This is a genomic window from Brucella sp. MAB-22, from assembly GCF_025908475.1.
GTDB classification, from domain to species: Bacteria; Pseudomonadota; Alphaproteobacteria; order Rhizobiales; family Rhizobiaceae; genus Brucella; species Brucella anthropi.
Genome location: NZ_CP109781.1, coordinates 150677 through 175686 on the forward strand (window position 1 = coordinate 150677; position 25010 = coordinate 175686).

The following is a 25010-nucleotide window of genomic DNA, read 5'->3' on the forward strand; positions in this document are numbered from 1 at the left end:
TGAGAGACCTATCACGCAGCGGCCGACAGCAAGACCAACTCGTTCACCGGATCGCCCTCCCATGATGATGGAGGGCGAAATGGTCGTCGGCAGCGCGATCGAAGACACGCTGGCATTGGTGCTCGGCATCGGCAATGCGACAAACGATCAGGTAACAGCGTTCCTGAATGGCGACCCCGCCATGAGCGTGAAGACAAGCCTGATCACATGGCCGCTCAGGGAGCCTTCACCTGCCGGAACACATGGTTTCGTCGCCATCGTGCCAACGGCTGCTTTGCGCCGTGGCACTCTCAAGACGATCATGTTCCAACACCGCGCAAAGGTCGCCCGCTACAATTTCGCATCGCGCTCCGCTTCTATTGCCGATTTTGTCGCCATGATCGGCGATCTAGCCGGACCGAGCTTGCCGGGCGTCATCGATGAACTGGTGGAAGGTCTGATTTCCGGCCCTATCAGCCGAAAGAAACTTTCGGCCATCACCGTTCTGCTGCAGGCGGGGGCCCGTTCTGACGGCTGCATCGAACTCATCGGCGGCAGCGATGAAGGCGAGATTTTCGTTCAGGGCTGGGCGCAGGATCTGACGCCCGCCGTAACCCGGCTGCTGATCAGCGGCAAGAACCCATCACTTGCGGAATGCGCAGTCAGCGTTTTCGCACGGCCAGATCTCAATGATGAAGCTTCCGGATTTGCAGGCCTTCTGCTTGCCAACGAACCGGTCGAACCGACTGATATCGAACGGCTTCTGTTTCGTGGACGAAGAGGCTGGCGTTTTACCGAAGTCTACGACCGCAGGCTGCTGTCCGGCTCGCGTGAAACGCCGGGCCATATCCGGGCGATCCTGCCGCGGGTACGCAGCTCGACAGACATTCTGCTACGCATGCGTTCCGCCGCAAACCGTTTCGATGGTGCCGACACGGTATCCAGCCTTCCCTTTCCTGTCCGGATGGGGATAGACAATGTCTTCCGGGTGGAAGGCAGCGGCATGCTGGTTTCGGGCTGGCTGCTCGATCCCGATAGCCACGTGGAAAGTGTGAAGCTGCGCCGTCATCGCGGTGAAATCCAGATCGATACCAGTTGGACGCGCATCGACCGGCCCGACGTCACCCGCGAATTCGACAATCAGCCACCATTCAATGCCGGGCTGGATCCCAGCCGTCACGCCCATGGTTTCGTTGCCTTCGCACCCGAGCTTGCAGGCGACAGCACGTCGCCATTCTATCTAGAACTTGCAATCAGCGACGGACGGCGCGCATTTTTTCCATTGACGCCAATCCGCGTCACCTCGCGTGACGCTATTGTACGGCAAATCCGCGCGACCGATCCAAATGCATGGGCGTTGCGCCATATTGTCGACCAGCAGCTCGTGCCGCTGCTGCGCGGCGTCAACCGCCCTGCGCCGGAAGTCTTTGGTGTAGTCGATCTCGGCCCCTTCGAAGATGCGATAGGGCCTGCGATCATCATCGGTATCGACGAGCGCGTCGAGGAAGTCGAACCTTTGCTGGCGCTTCTCGCGCTTGATCCCGAAACCCGCATCGCGCCAATCGTAATCGCAGCTGCAACCGAGATCATTGATCGCGTCGGCGTACAAATCAGGCGTCTTGCGGATTTCTACCGCCTTCGCATCAGGCTCGTTTCAGCTACGGGGTCGGAAGACCTCTACGATGCACTGGAAGTCGGCGCCCGCACGGTTTCGACAGATCAGGTCATATTTCTGGCCGGATCGCTGCTCCCGCGCCGCTCCGGATGGCTGAACAAGCTCATCAGCGCCTATGAAGCGCACAAGGACTGCGTTCTGTCGCCCACCCTTGCCTATGAGGATGATTCAATTCGCTGGGCGGGAACCTGGGTTGCAGGACCACAATCCGGCATGTCGGCGGATCGCGCTCTGATCAGCCGCTACGCCGGTTATCCCATCGACGCCGTTTCAGGAATGTCTTTGACGGAAGTCGCAACGGCTACGTTCGAGTGCTGCATCCTTCCACGCGAAGCCCTGTTTTCCGTCGGCGGTTTCACGCGCGGTTATCTCGGCACCCATGAAAAGGGACTGGATCTCGGATTGAAACTCAAACAATCGGGCTTGCGCTCCTACTGGTTACCATCAGCGCAGATGCTGGGAGCAGACGATACATCCGTAACTGACAGGGCATCGACCATAGCGCTCATTGAGCGCATTGACCGACAGGTCTTCGATGCACGGTGGTCCTCCATTCTCGCTGGCGGACGTAACCTACAGGTGGAGGAACCCGCATGAGCGATAAACTCCGTGTTCTCGTCATCTCGCACGCTCATCCGTCGATCTCGCTCGGTGGCGGTGAAATCGCTTCCTACAATCTGCACAAGGGGCTGAACACCATTCCTGATGTTCAGTCAGTCTATCTGGCTCGCGCCGCTCACCCGATCCCTCGGCATGGCACGACGGCTCTCATGAGCATGCGGCGCGCCAGCGACGAAATCCTGTTCCATGCCGACGAATACGATCACTTCTATCTATCGAACAAGAACACCGATGAAATCCGCCGTGACCTGCTGCGCTTTGTCCGCGACTTCGATCCGGACATCGTGCATTTCCATCATGTTCTCGGCCTCGGGCTTGAAACGCTCTATGCCATCCGCGAGGCACTGCCGGATCGCATCATTCTGGTGACGTTTCATGAATTCCTGTCGATCTGCAACAATGATGGCCAGATGGTCAAAGCTGGCACCTCCAAGCTCTGCAACGAGGCGTCCCCTATCGATTGCCACGGCTGTTTTCCGCAGATACCGCCAGCGCGTTTTCTCAAGCGCGAACGTTTCGTGCGCGGCATGCTGGAACTGGCCGACGCATTTGTGTCGCCGAGCGATTTCCTTGCCAACCGCTATCTGGACTGGGGCCTCAACCCCGACAAGATGGCAGTCATCGAGAACGGCATCGCCATCCGTAATGTTACCCCTCCGCGTGAGCTGACCGGCCCGAACCCGCGTCGCAGCCGCTTTGCCTTTTTCGGTCAGATCAACCCGTTCAAGGGCATAGACGTTCTGGTCGATGCCGTATCGCGTGTGCCGGAACAGGTATGGGGCGAGGATTCCCGCCTGATGATCTTCGGCGGCAATCTGGAAAAGCAGCCACCCGCTTTTCAGGAACGCATGCAGAAATTGATTGAAGAGGCTGGTCCGCGTGTGCGTTTCTATGGTGCGTACCAGAATGCTGAAATGCCGCGCCTCATGCAGTCGGTCGACTGGGTGGTCATGCCCTCAATCTGGTGGGAAAATTCACCCATTGTCATTCAGGAGGCGCTGCACCATCGCCGTCCGGTCATCTGCTCGAATATTGGCGGCATGGCTGAGAAAATCCGCGATGGTGAAGATGGCCTGCATTTCCGTGTTCGCAGCGCCGAGGATCTGGCCGACCGTTTTACAGAAGTGCTCAGCGAGCCGAGCATATGGGATAGACTGCATCATTCCATCCGCAATCCGGTCCACTATGTCGATTGCGCAAAGGAACATCTGGACCTCTACAACCGGCTGTGTGAGTCAAAACCCCGCAGACAGAAACCGGCAGTTACGCAAACTGCTCTTTCTCAGGCAAGCTGAGCCTGGCTTGACCTTAGTGAAACAGAAGGAAGACCGTATGGCACGCGCCCTCGTCATGATCCCTGCGGGAGAAGTGTACGATCACGACAATGTCCGCTGGTATCGTCACACCGACGTTCAGGGCAGCATCAATCATTATCACAATATCGGCGATGCCTTCGTGTTCGAGTCATCGTTGAAACTGATGAATTACGAGAAGGCTTCAGAACTTCCGATCACCAATTTCTCACCTGAGAAGATTGATCAGCTGCGTGAAGAGTATGATTATGTGATCCTGCGCGGTTCGAACTATATCAACAAGGATATGAACTGGCGCGACACGATCCCGGTATTGCAACGGCTTAAACTGCCGGTCATAGCATTCGGTATCGGAGCACAAGCGCCGGTCAGAGGAGAAATACAGCTTTCCGAAGAGACCAAGGCGGTCCTGCGCATCATTGCAGATTCGACGACATCCATCGGTGTGCGCGGCGCTTACACGGCGCAGGTACTGAACGATATCGGCATCCGCAATGTGCGCATTGTCGGTTGTCCGACTGCGTTTCGCCGCAACAACCAGCATTTGCGTATCAAGTTGCCACCACTGGAAAACGTGACTCAAGTCGGCGTTACGGTTCGCCGCGAGGTTTCACCAGCCTATGCGCAGGATATCGAGCAATATCTGACGCGTCACCGCGACCTTATCAAAACCATGGCCGGGCGCTTCGATGTGACCTTGATGGCTCAGGGCGAGATCGATGAGAAGAAGATGGTCTTCGGCACTGCGGAGCAGAAGGAGGAGGCCATTGCAGCGCTCAAGAACCATCGCTGGACAGCGGACTGGTATTTCGACGAGACAATAGAAAACCTCTATCGCCATCGTATGTTCTATTCGGATGTCGTTGCCGATTACGAGGAACTGGTGCGCAGGCAACAGCTCGTTCTCGGCTATCGCCTGCATGGTAATCTGATGGCGCTGGCCAACGGTGTGCCGTCCATCTATTTCACCTATGACAGCCGTACAGCCGAATTTGCCGAAACCTACAAGATACCGAGCTATGACGTCTTCAGCGACAAGCCTTTCCGGCTGGAAGACTATTGGGATCAGTCGTTGTTCGACAAGTATAACCGGGCATGGTTCGAGACCTATGCCGAGATGAAGCAGTTTCTCGATGAAAATGGTGTCGACAACAAGATGACCGAAACCGGACTTCCCATCGCGGAACTGAAGGTCGCGTAAGATTTAGTTCTTTGGCAGTTGAGCGGAGCTATTCCCCTTCTGCTCTTCTGCCAGAAGCGACCACGCAGCAATGAACATCGCGGCAATCAGCGGCCCGACCACAAAACCATTGATCCCGATCAGTGAAATGCCCCCAACCGTGGAGATCAGCACGACATAATCCGGCATGCGGGTGCCTTTTCCGACCAGAGGCGGGCGCAGGAGATTATCGACCAGTCCGATCACGAATACGCCCACGAAAACCAGAATGCCTCCGCTGATCCATTCTCCGCTTGCAAAGAACCAGGCCGCTGCCGGCACCCAGACCAGTGCTGCGCCGACCGCTGGCAGCATGGAAAGGAATGTCATCAACACGCCCCAGAGCAAAGCCGCCTCAACGCCCAAGGACCAGAAAGTCACACCGCCGATCGTGCCCTGAATGATGGCAATGATGATATTGCCTTTCACCGTCGCGCGGATGACAGCGATGAACTTTTCCAGAAACTGCCGTGTGTAATCATCATTGAGCGGAATGGCCTGCCTGATCTTCCGTCCAAGGTCCGCACCGTCGCGAAACAGGAAGAACAGCAGATAGAGCATGATGCCGAAGCCTATGAAAAATTGCAGCGTGTTCTGGCCGAAGCTGACCAGTTTTCCGGCAAAAAGCTGACTGCCCTGCATGATCGCAGACGATATGCGCGCCCGCCATTCCGCGAAATCACCCAGCTCGAACCGGGTCAGCCACTCCTCCAACGAATCCGGCAAGGCGCCCAGAATGCGTGAGATATAGCTGTTCAGATCAAACTCGCGACTGCTCAGGCGTTGATAGAGAGAATTCCCCTCCTGTACCAGCGAACCGAAAATCGCGAGCATTGGAATGATGACCAGACAGATGCACATCAGCACGGAAAGCAGAGCGGCAATGTTTTTCCTGCCGCCGAGCAGACGTTCCAGGCGCTGCTGTACTGGCGAGAACACCACGGCGAGAATGACTGCCCAGAGAACCGCCGAATAATAAGGCAACAGCAGCCATGCAAAGGCGATGGTGACCAGTGCCAGTAGAATATAGAAGCTCGCGCGCTGGACGGACATAATCACCTGCTGCAGATTTCCGGGTCAGGAAACCCTGCCCGGAAAACCATTCCAATTCAATAGAGAAGCGCAGGCCCGGCAGGTTATGCCGCTTTCAGAGGCACCCGCTTTTCATCGGGAAGTGAACGCGCGAGTGTGCTCAGAAGATCGCTTTGCGACACCAAACCGATGATGCGGCGCATTTCATCAACAACCACGACAGCATGCGCCAATCCATCGGTCAGGCTGGGCAGAAGGCTCATCACCGGATCGGCTTGCGCAGCGGTGGGCGCTTCCACGATATAGTTTCTGAAATCGTCACCCGGATGCATCAATTCGCGCAAACCGACTACGCCCTTCAGGCGACCGTCGGCCGTGTGCACCGGTAAGGTCAATAGATTATGCCGCAAGATCAGGTCGCGCGCCTGGCTCGCCGTTGCATCTTCATCGATACTGACGACATCACGAGACATAATGTCGGCGCAGGTCAGGTCGCCGTGGGAACGAATGGACACTTCAAGCTCCACTTGCCGCAGCAGACGTCCAAGATCGTTGCGATCGATATCGAAGCTTTCATCCAGTGCAAGCAAGGCGCGGTCGATATCTTCCTCGCGGATACCCATCCGGACCGAAGGCGGCAAATCTTCAGTGCTGTGCTTGTTTACCGGAGCAGCCGCCGCCACGTGCGGATATTTCCGACGCGACAGTTTGTGAAAAAGGATACCAAGGCCGACCAGAAGGCAAGAGTTCAGCGCGACCGGCACAAGCGGAAACAGCAATCCCCACTTGGCAACCGCAGAACCACCCAGAACTGCAGTCAGCGCCGCTGCGCCACCGGGCGGATGGAGGCTACGGGTAACCGACATTGCCGCGATCGCGAGCGCCACGCCAAGGCCGATCGCCAAAGCCGGATCATCAACAAACTGGGTGACGGCCAGTCCCACAAAGGCGGAAATCGTGTTGCCGCCGATGATCGACCACGGCTGCGCCAGCGGGCTGGTTGGAACTGCGAAAAGCAGAACCGCCGAAGCACCGATTGGCGCTACGATCAAAGGCAGATGCGGACCGCTTCCCAGCAGCATGCTCGATATGAATCCGGTCAGCGCGATACCAATCAAGGCACCGAGGCAAGCAATCGAACGTTCTCGCAGCGTTGCACCGGCAAGAACTGGCTTGAACAGTCGGAGCGCACGCGACTGGTGTTGTTCTGGATCTCTCTGGGTCATTCCGTCAATCAGGCCGATGATAGGGGACGCTTCAGCGAAAACCCGTTGAAGCTAAAGACTGTTCTCTTGGGGGTGAGACAATATCCTGCCCTTGCCGGATTCGAACAAGAAAGCAAATCCGTATCCGCTTGCCGGAATGGAAAAATTGTTCCCCGTTCATCAACTCATCGAGAACAATGGTCTCAATGTCATTTCAAGCCCCAGGATCATAAGGCCGATCAGAAACCATCGACGAAAGTTTTCCGGTCGGATTTTGCGGCGACAAGCCTGCCCTAGGAACATGCCAACCAGTGAAGGAACAATGGCCAGAACAGACGCCAGCAGGAGATCACCGGAATATGCTTGCCTGCTCGAAAGCCCGACCGCAAGTGCAGCAGTCGAGACAGTAAAGGAAAGCCCGAGCGACTGCACAAGATCATCTTTTCTGAATCCTAGCGATTGCAGATAGGGCACAGCCGGTATGACGAATATCCCTGTAGCGCCCGCAATCAAGCCGGTCAGCAGCCCGATGACAGGTGACAGCAGGCGTTCAAGCTTTTCCGACACCTGTAGCTGGCGGGCGAACAACGTGTAGGCTGCATAGATAACGAGCGAGAAGCCCAGCATCGATGTGGTGACTGCAATGTTCCCCCCGACCAGAACCGCAGTTCCCGCAATGGTCCCGACTGCAATGGCAAGCATCATGCTCCAGAGACGAAGCATAAGCTGACCGAAGCTAGGCCCCGCCAGAAGCTGCCAAAGATTGGTGATGAAAGACGGAATAATCAACAGGCTTGCAGCTGAGAGCGGAGATATCAGCGCGCCCAATATGCCCATGGCGACTGTGGGCAGCCCCATTCCTGTCACGCCTTTGACAAAGCCGGCACCGAGGAACGTTACCGCAATCGTCAGGATCAAGGGTAATGAATAAATCATGTCCCTGCTATAGCGACTTGGCCATCGGACGGAATGCGGAAGTTCCTTATAGAGCCTTCGGCTTTCCCATAGGCAGAATTCGCGCTAACATCGCTTATGCGCTTTGATCTTACCGACCTTCGCCTCTTCCTCGCTGTCGCCGATACCGGCAGCATCACTCATGGCGCGGCTGAAATCGGCCTGTCGCTTCCAGCGGCAAGCGAGCGCCTGCGTGACATGGAGGCCACGGGGCAGGTTTCGCTTTTGGAGCGGGGACGACGCGGCGTTGCCCTTACCGAAGCAGGCGAAGCCCTTGTCCATCACGCAAGAGCGGTCATGCGGCAGATGGCCGACCTGCATAGCGAATTGGGCTCACATGCCAAAACCATGCGCACAGCCATTCGCGTCGCGGCCAATACCGCTACCGTCACCGAATATCTTCCGGCAAAACTCGCCGCCTGGATGGCAAAAAATCCTCGCATCGATGTGGAGTTGAAAGAACGACAGAGCAGCGATATTGCTCGTGCCATTTTGCGCGGCTTTGTTGAGATCGGAATTTTATCGGATGCGGTGGAAACTACGGGTTTGGAGCTGGTTCCTTTTGCAATAGATCAGCTGGTACTGATCACTGCCAGAAGCCATCCGCTGGCTGAACATAAGCGCGTGAGTTTCTCCGACATCCTGCAGGAACAGTTCATCGGTCTATCAGCTGGCGCACTGCAGGAGCACCTCGAAATTCAGGCAACCCGGCTAGGCGGCAGACTTAAAATCAGGACGAAACTCCGCACGTTTGAAGGGGTCGGTAATATGGTGGCTGCCAGCGTAGGTGTTGCGATCATTCCGCAGACCGCCGCCCGACGCCTTAGAAAGACACTCCCCATTGCAACGGTCGCTATCTCCGATGCTTGGGCAAGAAGAAATCTGGCAATAGCGGTGCAATCCTTAGAAGAACTAACCACACCGGCCAGGAGCCTCGTCGATCACCTCGTCTTGAATGCTGAGCTTCCCGCAATCAAAACTGCATAAGGTTAGCCCCGATCAGAAAGAACCTTCAAGACGATACGCCAGCGCACAGCGAAAACATGACAAGCGAGCTACCCAGACTTTGGTAGTACAAGCGCTTTCATTGAAGGTCAGGCATTGGCAAGCCGCCGGGATACATCTACATTCTCTTTCAAGCGCACCGAATAATCCTGCCAATTCAAGAGCAACAACGGTGCAGAAACATTTTATTGCAGTCATTGAATAGTATCGCATCTGATTGCCCGAAGCGCCCAAAGAGGCGTGGGGAACCAAATTCAGAATACCGGCACGCCCGCCGCAACATAGTCTGGGAGGACGCTATGATGAAAACTATCGCCGCTCTGGCGACAACACTTGCTATTTCCACCGCAGCTTTCACCGCACAGGCACAAAATTATCCGGAACGGACGATCACCATGGTCGTGCCTTTCTCAGCCGGTGGGCCTACCGATACTGTCACGCGACTTGTGGCAGAATCCATGTCCAAGGATCTCGGACAACAGGTTATCGTCGAGAATGTCGGCGGCGCAGGTGGAACACTCGGAGCCGGGCGTGTCGCAACCGCCGATCCGGATGGCTATACGCTTCTGCTTCACCATATCGGCATGGCCACAAGCGCCACGCTTTACCGCAAGCTCGCCTATGACACGCTGAATGCATTTGAATATGTCGGTCTTGTCACGGAAGTTCCGATGACGATTGTTGCACGCAAAGACCTTGAGCCAACCGATCTCAAGGGGCTGATCGAATATGCCAAGGCCAACAAGGATACGGCGACGGTCGCCAATGCCGGTATCGGCGCGGCATCGCATCTTTGCGGCATGTTGTTCATGAGCGCGATTGAAACGCCGCTCGTTACAGTTCCCTACAAGGGAACCGGCCCGGCCATGACCGATCTTCTCGGTGGACAGGTCGACATCATGTGTGACCAGACCACCAACACGACGAAGCAGATTCAGGCCGGCACGATCAAGGCTTATGCCGTTACCTCGCCTGAACGTCTGGACGTACTGAAAGACCTTCCGACTACCAAGGAAGCCGGTCTGGACGGCATGGAAGTGGGCATCTGGCACGGCATCTATGCCCCCAAGGGAACCCCGGCGGAAGTCACCGAACGTCTGTCGAAGTCGCTTCAGGTGGCCTTGAAAGACCAGAATGTGGTTGCCCGTTTTGCCGAACTCGGCACAAAGCCGTCTCCGGAAGCGGATGCGACACCGGCCGCGTTGAAGGCCAAGCTCGAATCCGAAATCGCGCGCTGGAAGCCGATTATCGAAGCCGCAGGACAATACGCGGACTGATCGTACAGGAAACAATCAAGGCATGTCATCTGACGCGCCTTGATTGTCGTTTTCCCTTCGGCTGCACATCAAACTGCAGTCGACGTGATACACGACCGACGTCATATGCCGACCTTCCGGCATAGCCCTTTCAACGGCAAATCCGAAAGACGATTGGCCATGAACGAGCCCTCAAGGAAATTCTCAATAGATCCGACCAACGGATTGTGCGGTGCACTGCTCGCACTGACAGGCGCCTTTTTTGCCTATCAGTCGCTTGGTCTGGACCTCGGCACATCGCTACGTATGGGACCGGGATATTTCCCACTTGTCCTTTCCGGTGTGCTAATTCTGCTTGGACTGGTCATCCTTATTCAGGCTACACGTGTCTCCGGCGAGCCTATCGGCCCGATCGCTTGGCGCGGCCTGTTCTTTATTCTGCCTGCGCCGATATTCTTCGGCCTGACCGTGCGCGGCCTCGGCTTCGTACCGTCGCTGTTTCTGACCTGTCTCATCGCCTCTTTCGCCTCGATGCGTATGAAACCACTTGCAGCAATCATTCTTGCCGCTGCAATCACGGTCTTTTCGGTCATTGTCTTCAGCTACGCGCTCGCGCTGCCATATCAGCGTTTCGGGCCCTGGTGGCCGTTCTAAAGGGGGCACGAGCATGGAGCTTTTCAACAATCTTGCGCTTGGCTTCTCAACAGCATCGACGCTTGCCAATCTCGGCTTTTGCCTTATCGGCGTATTGCTTGGCACGTTGATCGGCGTTCTGCCGGGCATCGGTGCTACCGCAACCATTGCCATGCTTCTTCCGATCACGTTCCAGATTGGCGATCCGGTTTCCGCACTGATCATGCTTGCTGGCATCTATTACGGTGCCCAATATGGCGGGTCGACAACCGCAATTCTCATCAACATGCCGGGAGAATCGTCGTCCGCAGTGACGGCCATCGACGGCTACCAGATGGCGCGCCGCGGGCGTGCCGGTGCAGCACTTGCAATCGCGGCAATCGGTTCATTCTTCGCCGGTACTGTCTCCACCTTTCTGGTGGCGATCTTCGCTCCGCCACTCACAGAAATCGCCCTGAAATTCGGCTCGGCTGAGTATTTCTCGCTGATGGTCGTCGGGCTGGTGTCGTCCGTGGCACTGGCGCACGGTTCGATCATCAAGGCTCTGGCGATGGTTGTACTGGGGCTGCTGCTCGGCCTTATCGGTACTGACATCTACACCGGCACACCGCGTTTCACGCTCGGCATTACAGAATATGCGGATGGCCTCAATTTCGTTGCCGTTGCTGTCGGCGTGTTCGGCATCGCTGAAATTCTGCGCAATCTCGAAAACGAACATGCGCGCGAAGTGCTGATGGCAAAGGTCACGGGACTGATGCCGACGCGCGACGATTTCAAGCGCATGACTGCGCCAATCCTGCGCGGAACGGTCATCGGTTCGGCGCTTGGTATCCTGCCCGGCGGTGGCGCCATTCTGGCGTCTTTTGCTTCCTACACGGTGGAAAAGCGTATTTCCGATACGCCGGAAGAGTTCGGAAAGGGCGCGATAGCAGGCGTTGCAGGACCGGAATCCGCCAACAATGCCGGTGCGCAGACATCCTTCATTCCGATGCTCACGCTCGGCATTCCAGCCAATCCGGTCATGGCATTGATGATCGGCGCCATGATTATTCAGGGCATCGTGCCAGGCCCGAATGTTGCAACAGAACAACCCGCCTTGTTCTGGGGTGTGATTGCGTCGATGTGGATAGGCAATCTCATGCTCATCATCTTGAACCTGCCACTGATCGGCCTGTGGGTAAAGCTTCTGACAGTGCCCTACTATGTGCTTTTTCCGATTATCATGACTTTCTGTTCAATCGGCGTTTATAGCGTCAATTCGAATGTCTACGATCTCTACGCAGTCGCCTTCTTCGGCTTCATCGGCTATCTGCTGGCCAAACTGCGCTGCGAACCGGCCCCCCTGCTGCTTGGCTTCGTTCTCGGCCCGTTGCTGGAGGAACATCTGCGACGCGCCATGATCCTGTCACGCGGCGACCCGGCAACCTTTTTCACCCGCCCGATCAGCGCCATTCTGCTCGCCATAGCTGCGGCCGTTCTCGTGGTCGTGCTGCTTCCATCGGTACGCAAGAAGCGCGACGAGGTGTTCGTCGAGGAAGGTTAACCTAGGTTAAGCCAAAAGATGACGCTGGAGCATTGATATGCTATAGGAACCGGGGGCTTGGCCGGGGGCCTGTATTGTCGTTTGAATCGCCAGCACAGAGGGAGGTGTCATGGCGGACGAACAGCGTCGAAGCTTCCGGCAGCGACTGGCTGCCATCGTCATTGCGGGTATCGGCACGGCCGCCGCAAGCGTATTCTCCTATGCAGCGGCAATTTATGAGGCAGCCAATCCCGAGCCTATGCGGGAACTGAGCCCCGGCGAGACGGTCGATACTGGACGCTGGCACGTGGCGATAACCGGCGCGCGCTTTAGCTCTGTTCCACCGACCGGCGTGAAACCTTACGAGCCCAAAAACTACCTCATGGTCGATGTCAGTCTCGACAATCGTTCCGCGTCGTCAGCCTATGCATCGCGAAGGCTCCTCACCCTCGATCCGCCAAATCCGGCGCTGAAAGACCCGATCGTTTACATCATCAAGGACAAATGGATTGCGAGTCCGATCAATCCCGGCATGCCGGAAAAGCTGACCGTAGTATGGGAATGGCCGCAAGGTGAAACTCCGCCGCAGGAAGTGCGGCTCCTCATTGGCAGTGAAATCTACAAGAAGCGGGATAATCTCTATGGGGCCTCTACATGGCTTGATCGGGACCCCATCGCGGTCATCCAATTGCCTGTTCATATGTCATCTGCCGAGAGCGAAGGATGATGGGCTGGCTCAAAAGCACTCTCATGCTGTGCGTGGCCGTCGCCGCGCTATACGGCATGCAGCATTCCACCCCCTATTACAGCGATATCTTTTCCTCCGTAACCATTGAAGGACAGCAGGGAAAGCCAGCAGAAACCAGTCGTTTCGTCGTCGGCATCGTGAATGTTTATCGAGCCCGGCAACTGACAACACCCGGCATCGGAAGCACCCGCGCCTATAATACGGATGGCGAATGGCTGGTCATCGAGGCCGCAGCCAAAGCAAAGATCGAGAGCCTTGGCCTCGCGGCTGTCGAATGGCTTGGGCCGAACGGTATCCGCTACGCCATGAGCAAACGCCCGACTTATGCGCCCGGTATAGTCGGCTCTGAACGGCTGGAGCCGGGGATTCCACGTCCTATACTGATGGTGTTTGAATTGCCGCGTGACCAGATCGCAGGTGGAAAGCTGCTCATTGCCGAATCTTCACTGACCCCTCTTTCAGAACAGGTGCAGATCAGCATGAACTCCACGGCGCAGGACAATGTCAGCCAGTCAATCGCGATCAAACGCATGGGGACCATCATGCCCTGGCAATTGGAGGTCAGCCAATGAGTGAAGCAGCCTCTTCAGGCGAGCGAAAATCGTTCTGGATATGCCTTGCTCTCCTGATTATCGCCCTGCCCCTTGCTGTTTTCGTGCGTTCCGACGGCGGTTTGTTGCGCTGGATCGAGCAGAACCTGCAAGAGCCGATTGTCGTGCCGCGTGGCGATGTGCAGACTTATGCTGGTGCCAACTGGAAACTGGTCGCATTGGACAAGTTTCCAGGCACATTGCCAAAAACCAGTATCGTACTTGCAGAAATCGAAGTGGCTATTCAGGACACTGAACAGTTGAAACAGTTGATACCCTGTTTCGTAACTGCGACGGACGCTGAAGGCCGCAGCTGGTCGACATTGTATGTATCCAATCAAGTAATCCAAAAACTGAAACCGGAAGCCGCCGACAAGCCGAAATGCTATGATCTTGCCAATGAAAATGGCAGCGCCCCGGTTCGTATCGTCGAGAGCTTTCTTGTTCCCGAAAACGTTGGAGAGCTTTCGCTATCGCTCTCTATGCTGGGGAAACAGCCTGAGCATCTGGTTCTGAAATAGCCCTGTTCTTCTGGCTCACCAACGCATATTCGAGGACTGCCGCCAGAAGTGCGATACGTATTGCGTCAAGCAGGATGCCGCCATCAAGCTCCGTCGGGCTACCGATCAGAATAGCCAGAACATTGGCGATGCGTTGCCAAATTTCGATATCGTATGGTCCAAGATAATGGGTCGTACCGTACCAGATCCATGCGCCGGTCCAGCTTATGGCACGGTAGAGAACGATAAACGACAGCAGGGTTCCAAGCCCTGCCCCGACGACAAGTTTCAGGCAGGTCCATACAGGCCGGTAGCGGCTGCGATAACCGCCCAGATAATGTGCAGTGAAGTCGCTCAACCACTTCCGGAAGGTCGTTCCGCGAGATGGGGCTGGCGGAACCGGTGCTTTCCTGGCGGACAGATCATAGCCGTAGATGATGGCCGCCATCACCAGCCAGACCATCGGCAAGAGCGCATAGAAGAACAGATTCTGCGCCTGTACCCAGAAGCTCGGTTGCTGAAACTCCACGGGCACAAAATTTTCGGCAGCGTAAGCGCTCATCGACAACCATGCAGCACTGACATCGAAACCATCGAGCAGGGACCCGGCCCCAATCCAGCGGATGAGATCATCCTTCCACTTATCGAGCGCAAACAGACCTATGAATATCCAGCTTGCGTCGGCGGCGACAATCAACAGCCGCAACCAAGGTGAATGGACTTTCTCATTCGCCCGTTTGGCAATCCAGCGGATCAGCCAGCAGACGAAAATTGCCGCGATCAGGCTGCCGGAACGCACAAGGTCGAATATGTGCATCTTCTCGCCAAAGGCTGTGCGCTCAAAAGCAAGCCGCGAATATTCGCGCACTGTGTCGCCAAGAAAGCCCCATGCGGCGTAATAGGCGAAGAACGGCAGAATGACGGCTGCCGTCACCATCAGCATACGGTCGGCCTTGCGATTGTCGGGCGACGGTGCGGTTCCTGCCGTAGCGGTTTGGCGCAACGAAGCAAGCGTTGGCAATCCGGGGCGCAGCGTGGCGAACATCGTCACCACGACGAGCAGCTTCACAAGTACGACCAGCGAAAGCACGACCATTCCGGCGAGCGGAAAGTATCCGCCCGCGCGTACCGCAGCATCCAGCAGCAAGTCGCGCGCAATATAGCCCAGCGCGCCAATAAGCAGCAGCTGGGGCCAGAACCGTGCCAGAAGACGGGCTGTCAGAGCGAGCAGACCGCCGATATCCTTGAGCATCGTCATGGCCGCAGTTTAGCCAGCTGATTGGTAGGGCTCAATATATTTTATTCGTCTAATATATAGACCTGCACTTATCCACGCCGCGTGCCGGAAGATACGATGTCGAGATAGACAGCCAGAACAAGAATGCTCCCCTTGATGATCTGCTGCCAGAACGTATCGACGCCGAGCATGGACATGCCGTTGTCGAGGCTCGACATGATGAGCGCACCGACCAGTGCACCCAGCACGGAACCAACGCCGCCGCGCATGGAGGTGCCGCCGATGAAACAGGAGGCAATGGCGTCAAGTTCGCCGCCCATGCCTGCCGATGGCGTGCCTGCCGCGAGGCGTGAGGTCGTTGTCAGGCCAGCCACCGCCGCCATCAACCCCATCAGTGCGAAGACTGCCATTTTGACGAAATTGACGTTCACGCCGGAAAAGCGCGTCGCTTCGGTGTTCGAACCAACCGCATAGATGTGGCGACCAAACACGGTCTGTTTTGCAATGACAGTGAAGACGCCAAGGATCACCAGCAGGATCAGCACCGGAACCGGCACACCCTGATAGCTGTTGAGGATCAGGATAAAACCGAGGATCAGGATACCAATACCGAGAAGCCTTGCGACTTCCATCCCGGATGAAAGTGTCTGGAGATTATGCTTGCGCTTGCTGGCCCGCGTACGCAACGTCATCAGGATCAGCACGCCGAACAGGGCAATGGCGCAGAGATTGCCAAGCCAGCCCGGCAGATAGCCCTGTCCGATATATTTGAACTCCGGAGAGATCGGCGCAATGGTGACGCCACCCATAATGCCGAGCACGATGCCGCGAAACACAAGTTGGCCGCCAAGCGTGACGATGAAGGACGGTATGCCGAGATAGGCAGTCAGCCAGCCGTTAAAAGCGCCAAGCGCCACGCCGAGAACCAGAACCGTGCTGATCGTCGCCCATAAGGGCCATCCGTAGATCACGTCGAGGACAGCGGCGACGCCGCCCAAAAGCCCTAACAGCGCGCCGACAGAAAGATCGATTTCGCCAGCAACGATGACGAAAACCATCGCCGATGCGAGCATTCCGGTAATGGCCATCTGGCGTAGAAGATTGGAGAAGTTGCGTGCCGTCAGGAACTGCGAACGTCCCATTTCGGGATCGTAGGTAAGGATCGCAAACAATGCCCAGATGAGCGCAACCACAATCAGCAGCGCGACAATCTTATAATCCGCCAGAAACTTCCGAAGGCTTTTGCCCGTCAATGTCATATCATGCACCGGTCAAATTTGAGCATTTCCAGCAAAGATGTGAAGCGGTTTTGCATAAGGAAAATGCGTGAAAACAAAGAGTTATTCGAGGATCAGGCCGCATTGGTCATCGGTTTGCCGATTGCGGCGGCAAGCACCTTCTCCTGGGTAAGATTTTCATTGGGGAAATCGCCACGCAGCCTGCCCTCGCCGATCACGAGAACACGGTCGCTGATGCCAAGAACTTCCGGCATTTCGGAAGAGACCATCAGCACCGCGACACCCTGTTTCGCGAGTGCGAAGATCAGTTTGTAGATTTCATATTTCGCACCAACATCGACGCCCCGCGTCGGCTCATCGAGAATGAGCACCTTGGGGTCTGGCAGCATCATCTTCGACAGCACCGCCTTTTGCTGGTTGCCACCGGACAGGGACGCAATTTCCAGCATCGGATCGGCAGTCTTCACCTTGAGGCGCAGAATTTCGCGCTGGATCGTGGCCAGTTCCGCTTCCTTGTCGAGCAATCCGCGCAAGGAAAAGCGATCCAGCACGGAGACCGTCATATTATAGCCCACAGGCATGATCGGCAGGATGCCATCCTTCTTTCGGTCCTCCGGCACCATGCAGATGCCCTGTCGAACCGCATCACGCGGCGTGCGGATTTTCAGCTCCTTGCCTTCCAGAAAGACTTGACCGTCATGCGCTCCGGGCCAGACACCGAACAGGCTGGACACCAGTTCCGTGCGCCCCGCGCCCACCAGCCCGGCAATACCGAGAATTTCACCGCGTCGCAGCGCGAATGAAACATTGTCGACCACCTTGCGATCCGGATTGGTCACATCCCAGCAGTTGATTTTGCGTGCCTCGAAAACAACCTCGCCAATATCGTGCGGCTCGCGCGGAAACAGGTTTTTCATCTCGCGCCCCACCATCATGGTGATGATGGCTGGCGTGGTGAGTTCCGCCATCGGCTTCGTCGCGATATGCGTTCCGTCGCGAATGACCGTCACCGTGTCGGAAATTTCGGCCACTTCATCCAGCTTGTGGGAGATGTAGACACAGGCCATGCCTTGCGCCTTGAAGTCCTTGATGAGATCGAGAAGGACGCATGTTTCGGATGCCGTCAGCGCCGATGTCGGCTCATCCAGAATGAGCAGCTTCGCATTCTTGTTGATCGCCTTTGCGATCTCGATCAACTGCTGCTTGCCACCCGGATAATGATAGACCGGAAGCGCGACATTGATGTCATGGATCTTGAGGCGCGCCAGAAGTTCCGTCGCGCGCGCATTCATCTGGTCATAATCGATGAAGCCTCCGCTTGTCGGCTCCGATCCCAGAAAGATGTTTTCCGCAACCGAGAGATGCGGCACCATCATGAGTTCCTGATGGATGATGACGATACCCGCGGCTTCCGTATCGCGGATGCCCGTCGCCTTCAGTTCCTGGCCTTCCCAGAAAATTTCCCCGCTCCAGGTGCCATGGGGATAAACGCCGGAAAGCACTTTCATCAGCGTGGATTTGCCCGCGCCGTTCTCACCGCAAAGGCCGACACACTCGCCCGCGCGCACTTTCAGGTAAATACCGTCAAGCGCTTTCACGCCGTTGAAGTCCTTACCGATATTGCGCATCTCTAGAAGATATTCGGACATCGCATATGACCTTGCAGTAATGCAGCAGAATGAGCCGTCCGGTTTCAAACCACACCATCTTCTGGCGGAAATGTTCCGGACAACGCTGTCACAGACAGCATCGACAAGTTGGTGGGGCCAGAAGCTGGATCATGATTTCCAGACTTCCGGCCCCACTATTCTCTCAAGGATAAGTCGCCGGAAAAGCTTACTTCCCTTCAATCTGCTCCTTGGTGTAGAAGCCGTCCTGAACGTAGATGTCGATATTGTCCTTGGTCACGGCAGTCGGCGTCAGCAGAAGCGTGTCGACCTGCTTGCCGCCATTGTCGAGCTTGGAATTGAACTCAGGCGTTTCACCCTTGACCATCTGGACGGTCAGCTTGGCAGCTTCCGAAGCAATGAGTTTCAGCGGCTTGTAGACCGTCACGGTCTGCGTACCGTCAATCAGACGCTTGACGGCGGCAAGGTCGCTATCCTGACCGGAAACAGCAGTCTTTCCAGCCAGTCCCTGCGCGGCAAGAGCCTGAATGGCGCCACCGGCGGTGCCGTCGTTTGAAGCAACAACCGCATCAATCTTGTTCTGTGCAGCCGTCAGAGCATTTTCCATGATGGAGAGCGCTTCCGTCGGGCTCCACTCCTTCACCCACTGCGAGCCGATGACCTTCACCTTGCCGGAATCGATAGCTTCTTTCAGAGCCTTTTCCTGGCCGGCACGGAGAAGCTTGGCGTTGTTATCCGTCGGCGAACCGCCAAGGAGATAATAATTGCCTTCCGGCTTGGCCTTCAGGACGGCTTCAGCCTGCATGAAGCCGACGCGCTCGTTGTCGAACGAGATATAGGCATCGATATCCGCATTGAGGATCAGACGATCATAGGACAGAACCTTGATGCCGGATGCCTTGGCGTCAGCCACAACCGCGTCGAAAACCTTGGAGTTCATGGGCACGATGACGATGGCGTCAACACCCTGCGCAATCAGGTTTTCAACCTGCTTGACCTGCTTTTCCTCGTTGCCGTCAGCCGACTGTACATTGACCTTGGCGCCCAGCTTTTCTGCCGCTTCAATGAAATAGTCGCGGTCACGCGCCCAGCGCTCGACGCGAAGATCGTCGATGGAAAATCCAATGACCGGGTTTTCCGGCGAAGCATAGACCGGCGTGGACGCCATGGCACCAATACCCAAAGCCGCGGCAACCAGCGCGCCGGTCAGAAAACTACGACGTTTCATGCAAATCTCCTCCAAACAACACCGGCTTGCTACCGGCTGATACCAAACCGCGCCCCCGAACGTATTCCGCCCCCGGAGTTCGGCACAACAAAACAGCCCTCTTCAGAGCTGCTTATTCCTTGAATGGCTGATCCTCCCAAAGGCGCGTTGCGCCAAGATCACTCCATCGGGACAGCATGCAAAAGACACACTGCCCCATCCTCGGGAACCATTGATACGTGAAGAAAAATGAATAGCAAGCATTTTTTGATTTACGTACCTCATTTTTGATCTTATGGTCCGCATCGAGGAGCGAGGATGAAACCTACAGTCCATGATATAGCCAGAACAGCGGGCGTCAGCCTTGCCACGGTAGACCGTGTGCTGAACGAACGTCCGGGTGTGAGAGCGAAGACGCGCGACCGGGTTATGGAAGCGATGAACACGCTCGGCTATGTGCGCGATGTGGGTGCTGCCAACCTCGCACGCGGACGGCTTTATCAGTTCGATTTTATTTTGCCGGACAATGAAAATACCTTCATGCTGAGCCTGCGCGCGGAACTGCAATCCGCGACAGAACGGGCTTTGGCTGAGCGTGTGCTGGTCAATGTCGTACTCGTTCCGGCCTTCGATGAAGCAGCACTTGTCGCAGCACTGGACGAATGTGCCTCACGCAAGCCCGACGGCGTTGCATTCGTGGCAGTCGATACCGATCCCGTGCGTGAAGCCTGCGCCCGATTGGGTGAGCAAGGCATTCACGCGGTCACGCTCGTATCCGACCTTGGGCATTCCATGCGAACGCATTATGTCGGCGTCGATAACGGTGCGGCAGGCCGCACGGCAGCACGGCTTCTGGGGCTTTTTGCCAACGGAACGGAGGGGGCTCTTGCGGTGGTCGCCGGTTCGTTGAAAGTCCGCGATCATCAGGAACGTTTCGACGGTTTTACGGCAGCCATGAAAGCAGACTTTCCGGGCCGCGAGATATTGCCCGTTCTGGAAGGCTTCGATGAAGGATCGCGTGTGGAACAGCTTGTCGGCAAGCTGCTTGACGAGCGCAGCGACATTGCCGGGATTTATAGCCTCGGCGCTGGCAACAGCGGTCTTGTGAAGGCGTTGGCTGAGCATACATCCAATCGACCGCTCGTCATCGCGCACGAACGCGACAGCGTGACCTCAAAAGCGCTGACAGATGGCATTATCCATGCGGTGCTGGCGCAGGATGCGGGCCATGAAATCCGCAGCGCCATCCGGGTTCTCAAAGCATCTGCGGATCGTCTGGCGATCGTTCCGGGACAGGAACACATCCGCATCGAAATTTTCCTTAAAGACAACCTGCCGCATTTCGACTGACGCGCGGGCCACAACGCCTTTCCAACAGGAGCAAATATGTATCTCGGGCTCGATCTAGGAACATCCGGTGTCAAGGCGCTGTTGATCGACGACGCGCAGACGGTGATCGGTTCGGCCCATGGCGAACTGGACGTGTCCCGCCCCCATCCGGGTTGGAGCGAACAGGACCCGGCACAGTGGATCAAGGCCTGCCGCACTGCAATTGATGGCCTGCGCGCGGCCCATCCGAAAGAGTTTTCGGCGATTGCCGGTATTGGCCTTTCCGGCCAGATGCATGGTGCCACCCTGCTGGACGAACAGGATCAGGTATTGCGTCCCTGCATCCTCTGGAACGATACGCGCAGCTATCGCGAAGCGGCCAAACTCGATGCCGATCCGGCGTTTCGCGCCATCACAGGCAATATTGTCTTTCCCGGTTTTACCGCACCGAAGCTGGTTTGGGTTGCCAATAACGAACCGGATATTTTTGCGCGCATCCGCAAGGTGCTGCTGCCGAAGGACTACCTGCGCCTCTGGCTGACCGGGGAATATGTCTCCGACATGTCGGATTCGGCAGGTACAAGCTGGCTCGATACCGGTGCACGCCATTGGTCGCGAGAACTTTTGGACAAGACCAACCTCGATGAGAGCCAGATGCCGCGCCTTGCCGAAGGCACGGACGCAACCGGACGGCTGCGGGCCGGACTTGCCGCCGAATGGGGCATTGCCGGTCAGCCGGTCGTGGCGGGCGGTGCTGGCGACAATGCCGCCTCGGCCTGCGGCATGGGCACGGTCAAGCCGGGCCATGCCTTCGTTTCGCTCGGCACATCAGGCGTACTCTTTGCCGCAAATGGTGCCTATCAGCCGAAGCCTGAAAGTGCGGTTCATGCCTTCTGTCATGCCTTGCCCGACACATGGCACCAGATGGGTGTCATCCTGTCCGCAGCGAGCGCGCTTGACTGGTATGCACGGCTTGTCGGCAAAACGGCATATGAACTCGATAAGGAACTCGGCGACACGCTGAATGCACCGGGCAGCGCGACATTCCTGCCCTATCTCTCGGGCGAACGCACCCCGTATAACGATGCGAAGATACGCGGCGTATTTTCAGGCCTTGAGCATGAATCCGATCAGCGCGCATTAACGCAAACCGTTCTGGAAGGCGTCGCCTTCGCTATCCGTGACAATCTCGCCGCGCTGCAATCGGCTGGCACCGATATCAAGTCGCTGACTGCAGTCGGCGGCGGCTCGCGTTCCACCTATTGGCTGAAGGCAATCGCGACCGCGTTGAATGTACCGATTGCCTTGCCGGAAGAAGGCGACTTCGGTGGCGCTTTTGGTGCCGCACGACTGGGCCTCATTGCGGCAACCGGCGTCGATCCATTTGCCGTCTGCACGCCACCGCGTACGGAGCGCACGATAGAGCCGGAAGCCGCCCTGCTCCCTGCCTATGAGGAAGCCTATCAGCGCTATCACGCCCTTTATCCGGCACTTCACGCCCTCGCCGGCTAGTGACGTTGCCGCAAACAATCAGACATGACGACATTCGAACGGGAGGACACAATGAGCACCGGATTTTTCGGCGACATTCAAAAGGTTAAATATGAGGGGCCGGACAGTGATAGCCCGCTGGCATTTCGCCACTATAATCCGGATGAAATCGTGCTGGGCAAGCGCATGGAAGACCATCTGCGCTTTGCAGTCGCCTACTGGCACAGCTTTGCCTGGGAGGGTGGCGACCCGTTCGGCGGACGCACCTTCGACCGTCCCTGGTATTCCAACGAGCTGGATGCGGCAAAGCTCAAAGCTGACGTGGCTTTCGAGTTCTTCTCCCTGCTTGGCGCGCCCTATTATTGCTTCCACGATGCCGATGTGCGGCCCGAAGGACGCAACTTTGCGGAAAACACACGATATCTCAACGAAATCGTCGATATTTTCGAGAAGAAGCAGGCCGAAACCGGCGTAAAGCTGCTCTGGGGCACAGCCAATCTCTTTTCCAACCGCCGCTATATGGGCGGGGCCGCAACCAATCCCGATCCAGATGTGTTCGCCTTTGCCGCAGCGACCGTAAAAAGCTGCATCGACGCAACGAAACGGCTCGGTGGTGAGAACTACGTGCTCTGGGGTGGTCGCGAAGGCTATGAAACGCTGCTCAACACCGATCTTGGACGCGAACTTGACCAGATGGGACGGTTCCTCAATCTGGTGGTCGAATACAAGCATAAGATCGGTTTCAAGGGCACGATCCTGATCGAACCGAAGCCGCAGGAGCCGACCAAGCATCAATATGATTACGACGTCGCGACGGTTTCTGGCTTCCTGAAGCGTTACGGCCTCGAAAGCGAAGTGAAGGTCAATATTGAGCAGGGCCACGCCATTCTCGCCGGTCACTCGTTCGAGCATGAACTGGCGCTTGCCCGTGCACTTGGCATTTTCGGTTCCATCGACATGAACCGCAATGACTATCAGTCAGGCTGGGATACGGACCAGTTCCCGAACAATGTGCCGGAAATGGCGCTCGCCTATTATCAGGTCCTGCTGGCAGGCGGCTTCACCACCGGCGGCACGAATTTCGACGCCAAGCTGCGCCGTCAGTCGCTCGATCCGCAGGATCTGCTAATCGGCCATATCGGTGGCATGGACTGCTGTGCACGCGGGCTGAAAGCAGCCGCCGCAATGCTTGAAGACGGCGCCTTGTCCAAGCCGCTCGATGAGCGTTATGCAGGCTGGAACGGCGATTTCGGCAAGAAGCTTTTGACTGGCCTCTCGCTGGACCAGATCACTGCTGAAGTCGAAGCGAAGGACATCAATCCGCAGCCGAAATCCGGCCGCCAGGAATATCTCGAGAACGTCGTCAATCGCTACGTTTGAATCCGCAAACCGGCGTGAACAAAAAGGGCGCCATTGGCGCCCTTTCTTTTAATCCATGTCAATTTCTAAAGCTTGACCCAGCCGCCGTTTTTCTGTGATGAGCGCACGCAGGCATCGATGAAAGCAACGCCCTTCAATCCGTCATCGACGGTTGGATAAATCACGGCACTATCCGGCTTTTTGCCATTGCGGTGGGCTTCGATCGCATTGGCCGCTTCCGAATAGATCGTAGCAAAAGCTTCCAGATAACCTTCAGGATGCCCAGCCGGCACGCGGGTCACGCGGGCGCTCGCAGAGCCAGTACCGGCACCACCCCGCGTGATGAGCCGCTTTTGCTCGCCAAAAGGCGTGAACCAGAGATAGTTCGGGTCTTCCTGCGCCCATTCGATGCCGCCCTTTGTGCCATAGACGCGCAGGCGCAGCGCATTTTCATTGCCGGGCGCAACCTGACTGCACCAGAGCATGCCCTTGGCGCCGCCCGCAAAACGGAGCATCACATGCGCATTGTCGTCCAGGCGACGTCCTTCGACAAAACTGTCAAGATCAGCAGCAAGACTGTCAAGCGTCAGGCCGGTCACGAAGGAGGCGAGATTGAAGGCGTGCGTGCCGATATCGCCGGTCGCGCCGCCTAGTCCCGATTGCGCCGGATCGGTGCGCCAGACAGCGCCCTTTGCACCGGTCGCTTCAACCGCTTCGGTCAGCCAGTCCTGCGCATATTCCACCTGTATGACACGAAGATCGCCAAGATCGCCATTGGCGATCATCTCGCGTGCCTGCCGCACCATCGGATAGCCCGTGTAATTATGCGTCAGAACGAACAAGGCGCCGCTTTCATCGGCAATCTTTTTCAGCTTCTTCGCATCGGCAAGCGTCGAGGTCAGCGGCTTGTCGCAGATGACGTGAATGCCGCGCCGCAAAAACTCCTTGGCAGCTTCATAGTGAACGTGGTTCGGCGTTACGATGGAAACGGCTTCAATGCCGTTTTTCAGCCGCGCCTCACGAATAGCCATGTCCTTGTAGCTGGAATAGATGCGGTCTTCGGCCAGCCCCAGTTCACGTCCCGAGGCCTGCGCCTTTTCCGCGGATGACGACAAAGCGCCTGCCACCAGTTCGAACCGGTTGTCGAGCCGCGCCGCCATACGGTGAACGCCGCCGATAAACGCGCCAGCACCACCACCCACCATGCCGAGGCGGATACGGGGAGCAGCTGTTTCCGTGGTCTTTGCTTCGATGGTCATATCGATCCCT

The 25010-nt window shown here is 56.7% G+C and carries 21 protein-coding genes; 13 read left to right on the forward strand and 8 right to left on the reverse strand.

Features of this window, described 5'->3' with window-relative positions:
- Positions 1–61 precede the first annotated feature (61 nt).
- From OHI65_RS00635 to OHI65_RS00645, 3 genes are read left to right on the forward strand one after another with little or no spacing between them, the layout of a single operon-like run.
- Positions 62–2251, forward strand: coding sequence for a glycosyltransferase family 2 protein (locus OHI65_RS00635; protein WP_235824410.1), 2190 nt, complete (start codon positions 62–64; stop codon positions 2249–2251).
- A complete protein-coding gene (locus tag OHI65_RS00640; RefSeq protein WP_125300682.1) occupies positions 2248–3570 on the forward strand; it encodes a glycosyltransferase family 4 protein in 1323 nt (440 codons plus the stop codon). The genes OHI65_RS00635 and OHI65_RS00640 overlap by 4 nt, the downstream gene beginning before the upstream one ends.
- A gap of 37 nt (positions 3571–3607) precedes the next feature.
- Entirely contained in the window at positions 3608–4789 is a 1182-nt protein-coding gene (locus OHI65_RS00645) for a polysaccharide pyruvyl transferase family protein (protein ID WP_010658626.1), read from the forward strand.
- A gap of 3 nt (positions 4790–4792) precedes the next feature.
- Here OHI65_RS00645 and OHI65_RS00650 read toward each other — a convergent pair whose 3' ends face one another.
- The 3 genes from OHI65_RS00650 to OHI65_RS00660 form a co-directional block, all read right to left on the reverse strand.
- Positions 4793–5860 carry an AI-2E family transporter gene (locus OHI65_RS00650; RefSeq protein ID WP_012092851.1) on the reverse strand — a complete coding sequence of 356 codons (1068 nt, stop codon included), beginning with the start codon at positions 5858–5860 and terminating at the stop codon, positions 4793–4795.
- An 83-nt stretch (positions 5861–5943) separates the two neighbouring features.
- Complete coding sequence (locus OHI65_RS00655) at positions 5944–7065, reverse strand: HPP family protein (protein ID WP_012092850.1); 1122 nt, start codon at positions 7063–7065, stop codon at positions 5944–5946.
- A 159-nt stretch (positions 7066–7224) separates the two neighbouring features.
- Positions 7225–7980 carry a sulfite exporter TauE/SafE family protein gene (locus OHI65_RS00660; RefSeq protein ID WP_012092849.1) on the reverse strand — a complete coding sequence of 252 codons (756 nt, stop codon included), beginning with the start codon at positions 7978–7980 and terminating at the stop codon, positions 7225–7227.
- A 96-nt stretch (positions 7981–8076) separates the two neighbouring features.
- Between OHI65_RS00660 and OHI65_RS00665 the strand changes: the two genes are divergently transcribed.
- The 7 genes from OHI65_RS00665 (at position 8077) to OHI65_RS00695 (ending at position 14273) form a co-directional block, all read left to right on the forward strand.
- Positions 8077–8985, forward strand: a complete 909-nt coding sequence (locus OHI65_RS00665; protein WP_125300684.1) for a LysR substrate-binding domain-containing protein — start codon at positions 8077–8079, stop codon at positions 8983–8985.
- 317 nt (positions 8986–9302) lie between these two features.
- Positions 9303–10280 carry a tripartite tricarboxylate transporter substrate-binding protein gene (locus tag OHI65_RS00670; RefSeq protein WP_125300685.1) on the forward strand — a complete coding sequence of 326 codons (978 nt, stop codon included), beginning with the start codon at positions 9303–9305 and terminating at the stop codon, positions 10278–10280.
- Positions 10281–10439: 159 nt separating this feature from the next.
- Positions 10440–10913: a tripartite tricarboxylate transporter TctB family protein gene (locus tag OHI65_RS00675; RefSeq protein WP_010658620.1), complete on the forward strand. Its 474-nt coding sequence runs from the start codon at positions 10440–10442 to the stop codon at positions 10911–10913.
- Positions 10914–10926: 13 nt separating this feature from the next.
- A complete protein-coding gene (locus OHI65_RS00680) occupies positions 10927–12435 on the forward strand; it encodes a tripartite tricarboxylate transporter permease (RefSeq protein ID WP_010658619.1) in 1509 nt (502 codons plus the stop codon).
- 109 nt (positions 12436–12544) lie between these two features.
- Positions 12545–13141: a hypothetical protein gene (locus tag OHI65_RS00685; protein WP_012092845.1), complete on the forward strand. Its 597-nt coding sequence runs from the start codon at positions 12545–12547 to the stop codon at positions 13139–13141.
- Positions 13141–13734 (forward strand): hypothetical protein, encoded by a 594-nt coding sequence (locus tag OHI65_RS00690; protein WP_040128716.1) that lies wholly within the window; start codon positions 13141–13143, stop codon positions 13732–13734. Before OHI65_RS00685 ends, OHI65_RS00690 begins: the two co-directional genes overlap by 1 nt.
- Complete coding sequence (locus OHI65_RS00695) at positions 13731–14273, forward strand: hypothetical protein (RefSeq protein WP_012092843.1); 543 nt, start codon at positions 13731–13733, stop codon at positions 14271–14273. The genes OHI65_RS00690 and OHI65_RS00695 overlap by 4 nt, the downstream gene beginning before the upstream one ends.
- On the opposite strand, the gene OHI65_RS00700 is transcribed toward OHI65_RS00695, so the two are convergent.
- From OHI65_RS00700 to xylF, 4 genes are all read right to left on the reverse strand, one after another.
- Positions 14233–15510, reverse strand: coding sequence for a hypothetical protein (locus OHI65_RS00700; RefSeq protein ID WP_125300686.1), 1278 nt, complete (start codon positions 15508–15510; stop codon positions 14233–14235). The genes OHI65_RS00695 and OHI65_RS00700 overlap by 41 nt on opposite strands.
- 68 nt (positions 15511–15578) lie before the next feature.
- A complete protein-coding gene (locus OHI65_RS00705) occupies positions 15579–16748 on the reverse strand; it encodes a sugar ABC transporter permease (protein WP_012092841.1) in 1170 nt (389 codons plus the stop codon).
- Positions 16749–16840: 92 nt separating this feature from the next.
- A complete protein-coding gene (locus tag OHI65_RS00710) occupies positions 16841–18376 on the reverse strand; it encodes a xylose ABC transporter ATP-binding protein (RefSeq protein ID WP_125300687.1) in 1536 nt (511 codons plus the stop codon).
- 187 nt (positions 18377–18563) lie between these two features.
- Complete coding sequence (gene xylF, locus OHI65_RS00715; protein WP_125300688.1) at positions 18564–19583, reverse strand: D-xylose ABC transporter substrate-binding protein; 1020 nt, start codon at positions 19581–19583, stop codon at positions 18564–18566.
- A 297-nt stretch (positions 19584–19880) separates the two neighbouring features.
- On the opposite strand from xylF, the gene OHI65_RS00720 reads away from it, so the two are divergent.
- The 3 genes from OHI65_RS00720 to xylA are packed head-to-tail and all read left to right on the forward strand — an operon-like array spanning position 19881 to position 23762.
- Positions 19881–20912 carry a LacI family DNA-binding transcriptional regulator gene (locus OHI65_RS00720; RefSeq protein WP_125300689.1) on the forward strand — a complete coding sequence of 344 codons (1032 nt, stop codon included), beginning with the start codon at positions 19881–19883 and terminating at the stop codon, positions 20910–20912.
- A gap of 36 nt (positions 20913–20948) precedes the next feature.
- Positions 20949–22403, forward strand: a complete 1455-nt coding sequence (xylB, locus tag OHI65_RS00725) for a xylulokinase (RefSeq protein WP_125300690.1) — start codon at positions 20949–20951, stop codon at positions 22401–22403.
- A gap of 51 nt (positions 22404–22454) precedes the next feature.
- Entirely contained in the window at positions 22455–23762 is a 1308-nt protein-coding gene (gene xylA, locus OHI65_RS00730; RefSeq protein WP_125300691.1) for a xylose isomerase, read from the forward strand.
- 65 nt (positions 23763–23827) lie between these two features.
- Here the strand turns inward: xylA and OHI65_RS00735 are convergent, their stop codons facing one another.
- Entirely contained in the window at positions 23828–25000 is a 1173-nt protein-coding gene (locus OHI65_RS00735) for a Gfo/Idh/MocA family protein (protein ID WP_125300692.1), read from the reverse strand.
- Positions 25001–25010 lie beyond the last annotated feature (10 nt).

Coding starts and splice junctions, on each gene's coding strand:
- OHI65_RS00635 (WP_235824410.1), top strand. CDS start 62: ATGATGATGGAGGGCGAAATGGTCGTCGGCAGCGCGATCGAAGACACG.
- OHI65_RS00640 (WP_125300682.1), top strand. CDS start 2,248: ATGAGCGATAAACTCCGTGTTCTCGTCATCTCGCACGCTCATCCGTCG.
- OHI65_RS00645 (WP_010658626.1), top strand. CDS start 3,608: ATGGCACGCGCCCTCGTCATGATCCCTGCGGGAGAAGTGTACGATCAC.
- OHI65_RS00650 (WP_012092851.1), bottom strand. CDS start 5,860: ATGTCCGTCCAGCGCGCGAGCTTCTATATTCTACTGGCACTGGTCACC.
- OHI65_RS00655 (WP_012092850.1), bottom strand. CDS start 7,065: ATGACCCAGAGAGATCCAGAACAACACCAGTCGCGTGCGCTCCGACTG.
- OHI65_RS00660 (WP_012092849.1), bottom strand. CDS start 7,980: ATGATTTATTCATTACCCTTGATCCTGACGATTGCGGTAACGTTCCTC.
- OHI65_RS00665 (WP_125300684.1), top strand. CDS start 8,077: ATGCGCTTTGATCTTACCGACCTTCGCCTCTTCCTCGCTGTCGCCGAT.
- OHI65_RS00670 (WP_125300685.1), top strand. CDS start 9,303: ATGATGAAAACTATCGCCGCTCTGGCGACAACACTTGCTATTTCCACC.
- OHI65_RS00675 (WP_010658620.1), top strand. CDS start 10,440: ATGAACGAGCCCTCAAGGAAATTCTCAATAGATCCGACCAACGGATTG.
- OHI65_RS00680 (WP_010658619.1), top strand. CDS start 10,927: ATGGAGCTTTTCAACAATCTTGCGCTTGGCTTCTCAACAGCATCGACG.
- OHI65_RS00685 (WP_012092845.1), top strand. CDS start 12,545: ATGGCGGACGAACAGCGTCGAAGCTTCCGGCAGCGACTGGCTGCCATC.
- OHI65_RS00690 (WP_040128716.1), top strand. CDS start 13,141: ATGGGCTGGCTCAAAAGCACTCTCATGCTGTGCGTGGCCGTCGCCGCG.
- OHI65_RS00695 (WP_012092843.1), top strand. CDS start 13,731: ATGAGTGAAGCAGCCTCTTCAGGCGAGCGAAAATCGTTCTGGATATGC.
- OHI65_RS00700 (WP_125300686.1), bottom strand. CDS start 15,510: ATGACGATGCTCAAGGATATCGGCGGTCTGCTCGCTCTGACAGCCCGT.
- OHI65_RS00705 (WP_012092841.1), bottom strand. CDS start 16,748: ATGACATTGACGGGCAAAAGCCTTCGGAAGTTTCTGGCGGATTATAAG.
- OHI65_RS00710 (WP_125300687.1), bottom strand. CDS start 18,376: ATGTCCGAATATCTTCTAGAGATGCGCAATATCGGTAAGGACTTCAAC.
- xylF (WP_125300688.1), bottom strand. CDS start 19,583: ATGAAACGTCGTAGTTTTCTGACCGGCGCGCTGGTTGCCGCGGCTTTG.
- OHI65_RS00720 (WP_125300689.1), top strand. CDS start 19,881: ATGAAACCTACAGTCCATGATATAGCCAGAACAGCGGGCGTCAGCCTT.
- xylB (WP_125300690.1), top strand. CDS start 20,949: ATGTATCTCGGGCTCGATCTAGGAACATCCGGTGTCAAGGCGCTGTTG.
- xylA (WP_125300691.1), top strand. CDS start 22,455: ATGAGCACCGGATTTTTCGGCGACATTCAAAAGGTTAAATATGAGGGG.
- OHI65_RS00735 (WP_125300692.1), bottom strand. CDS start 25,000: ATGACCATCGAAGCAAAGACCACGGAAACAGCTGCTCCCCGTATCCGC.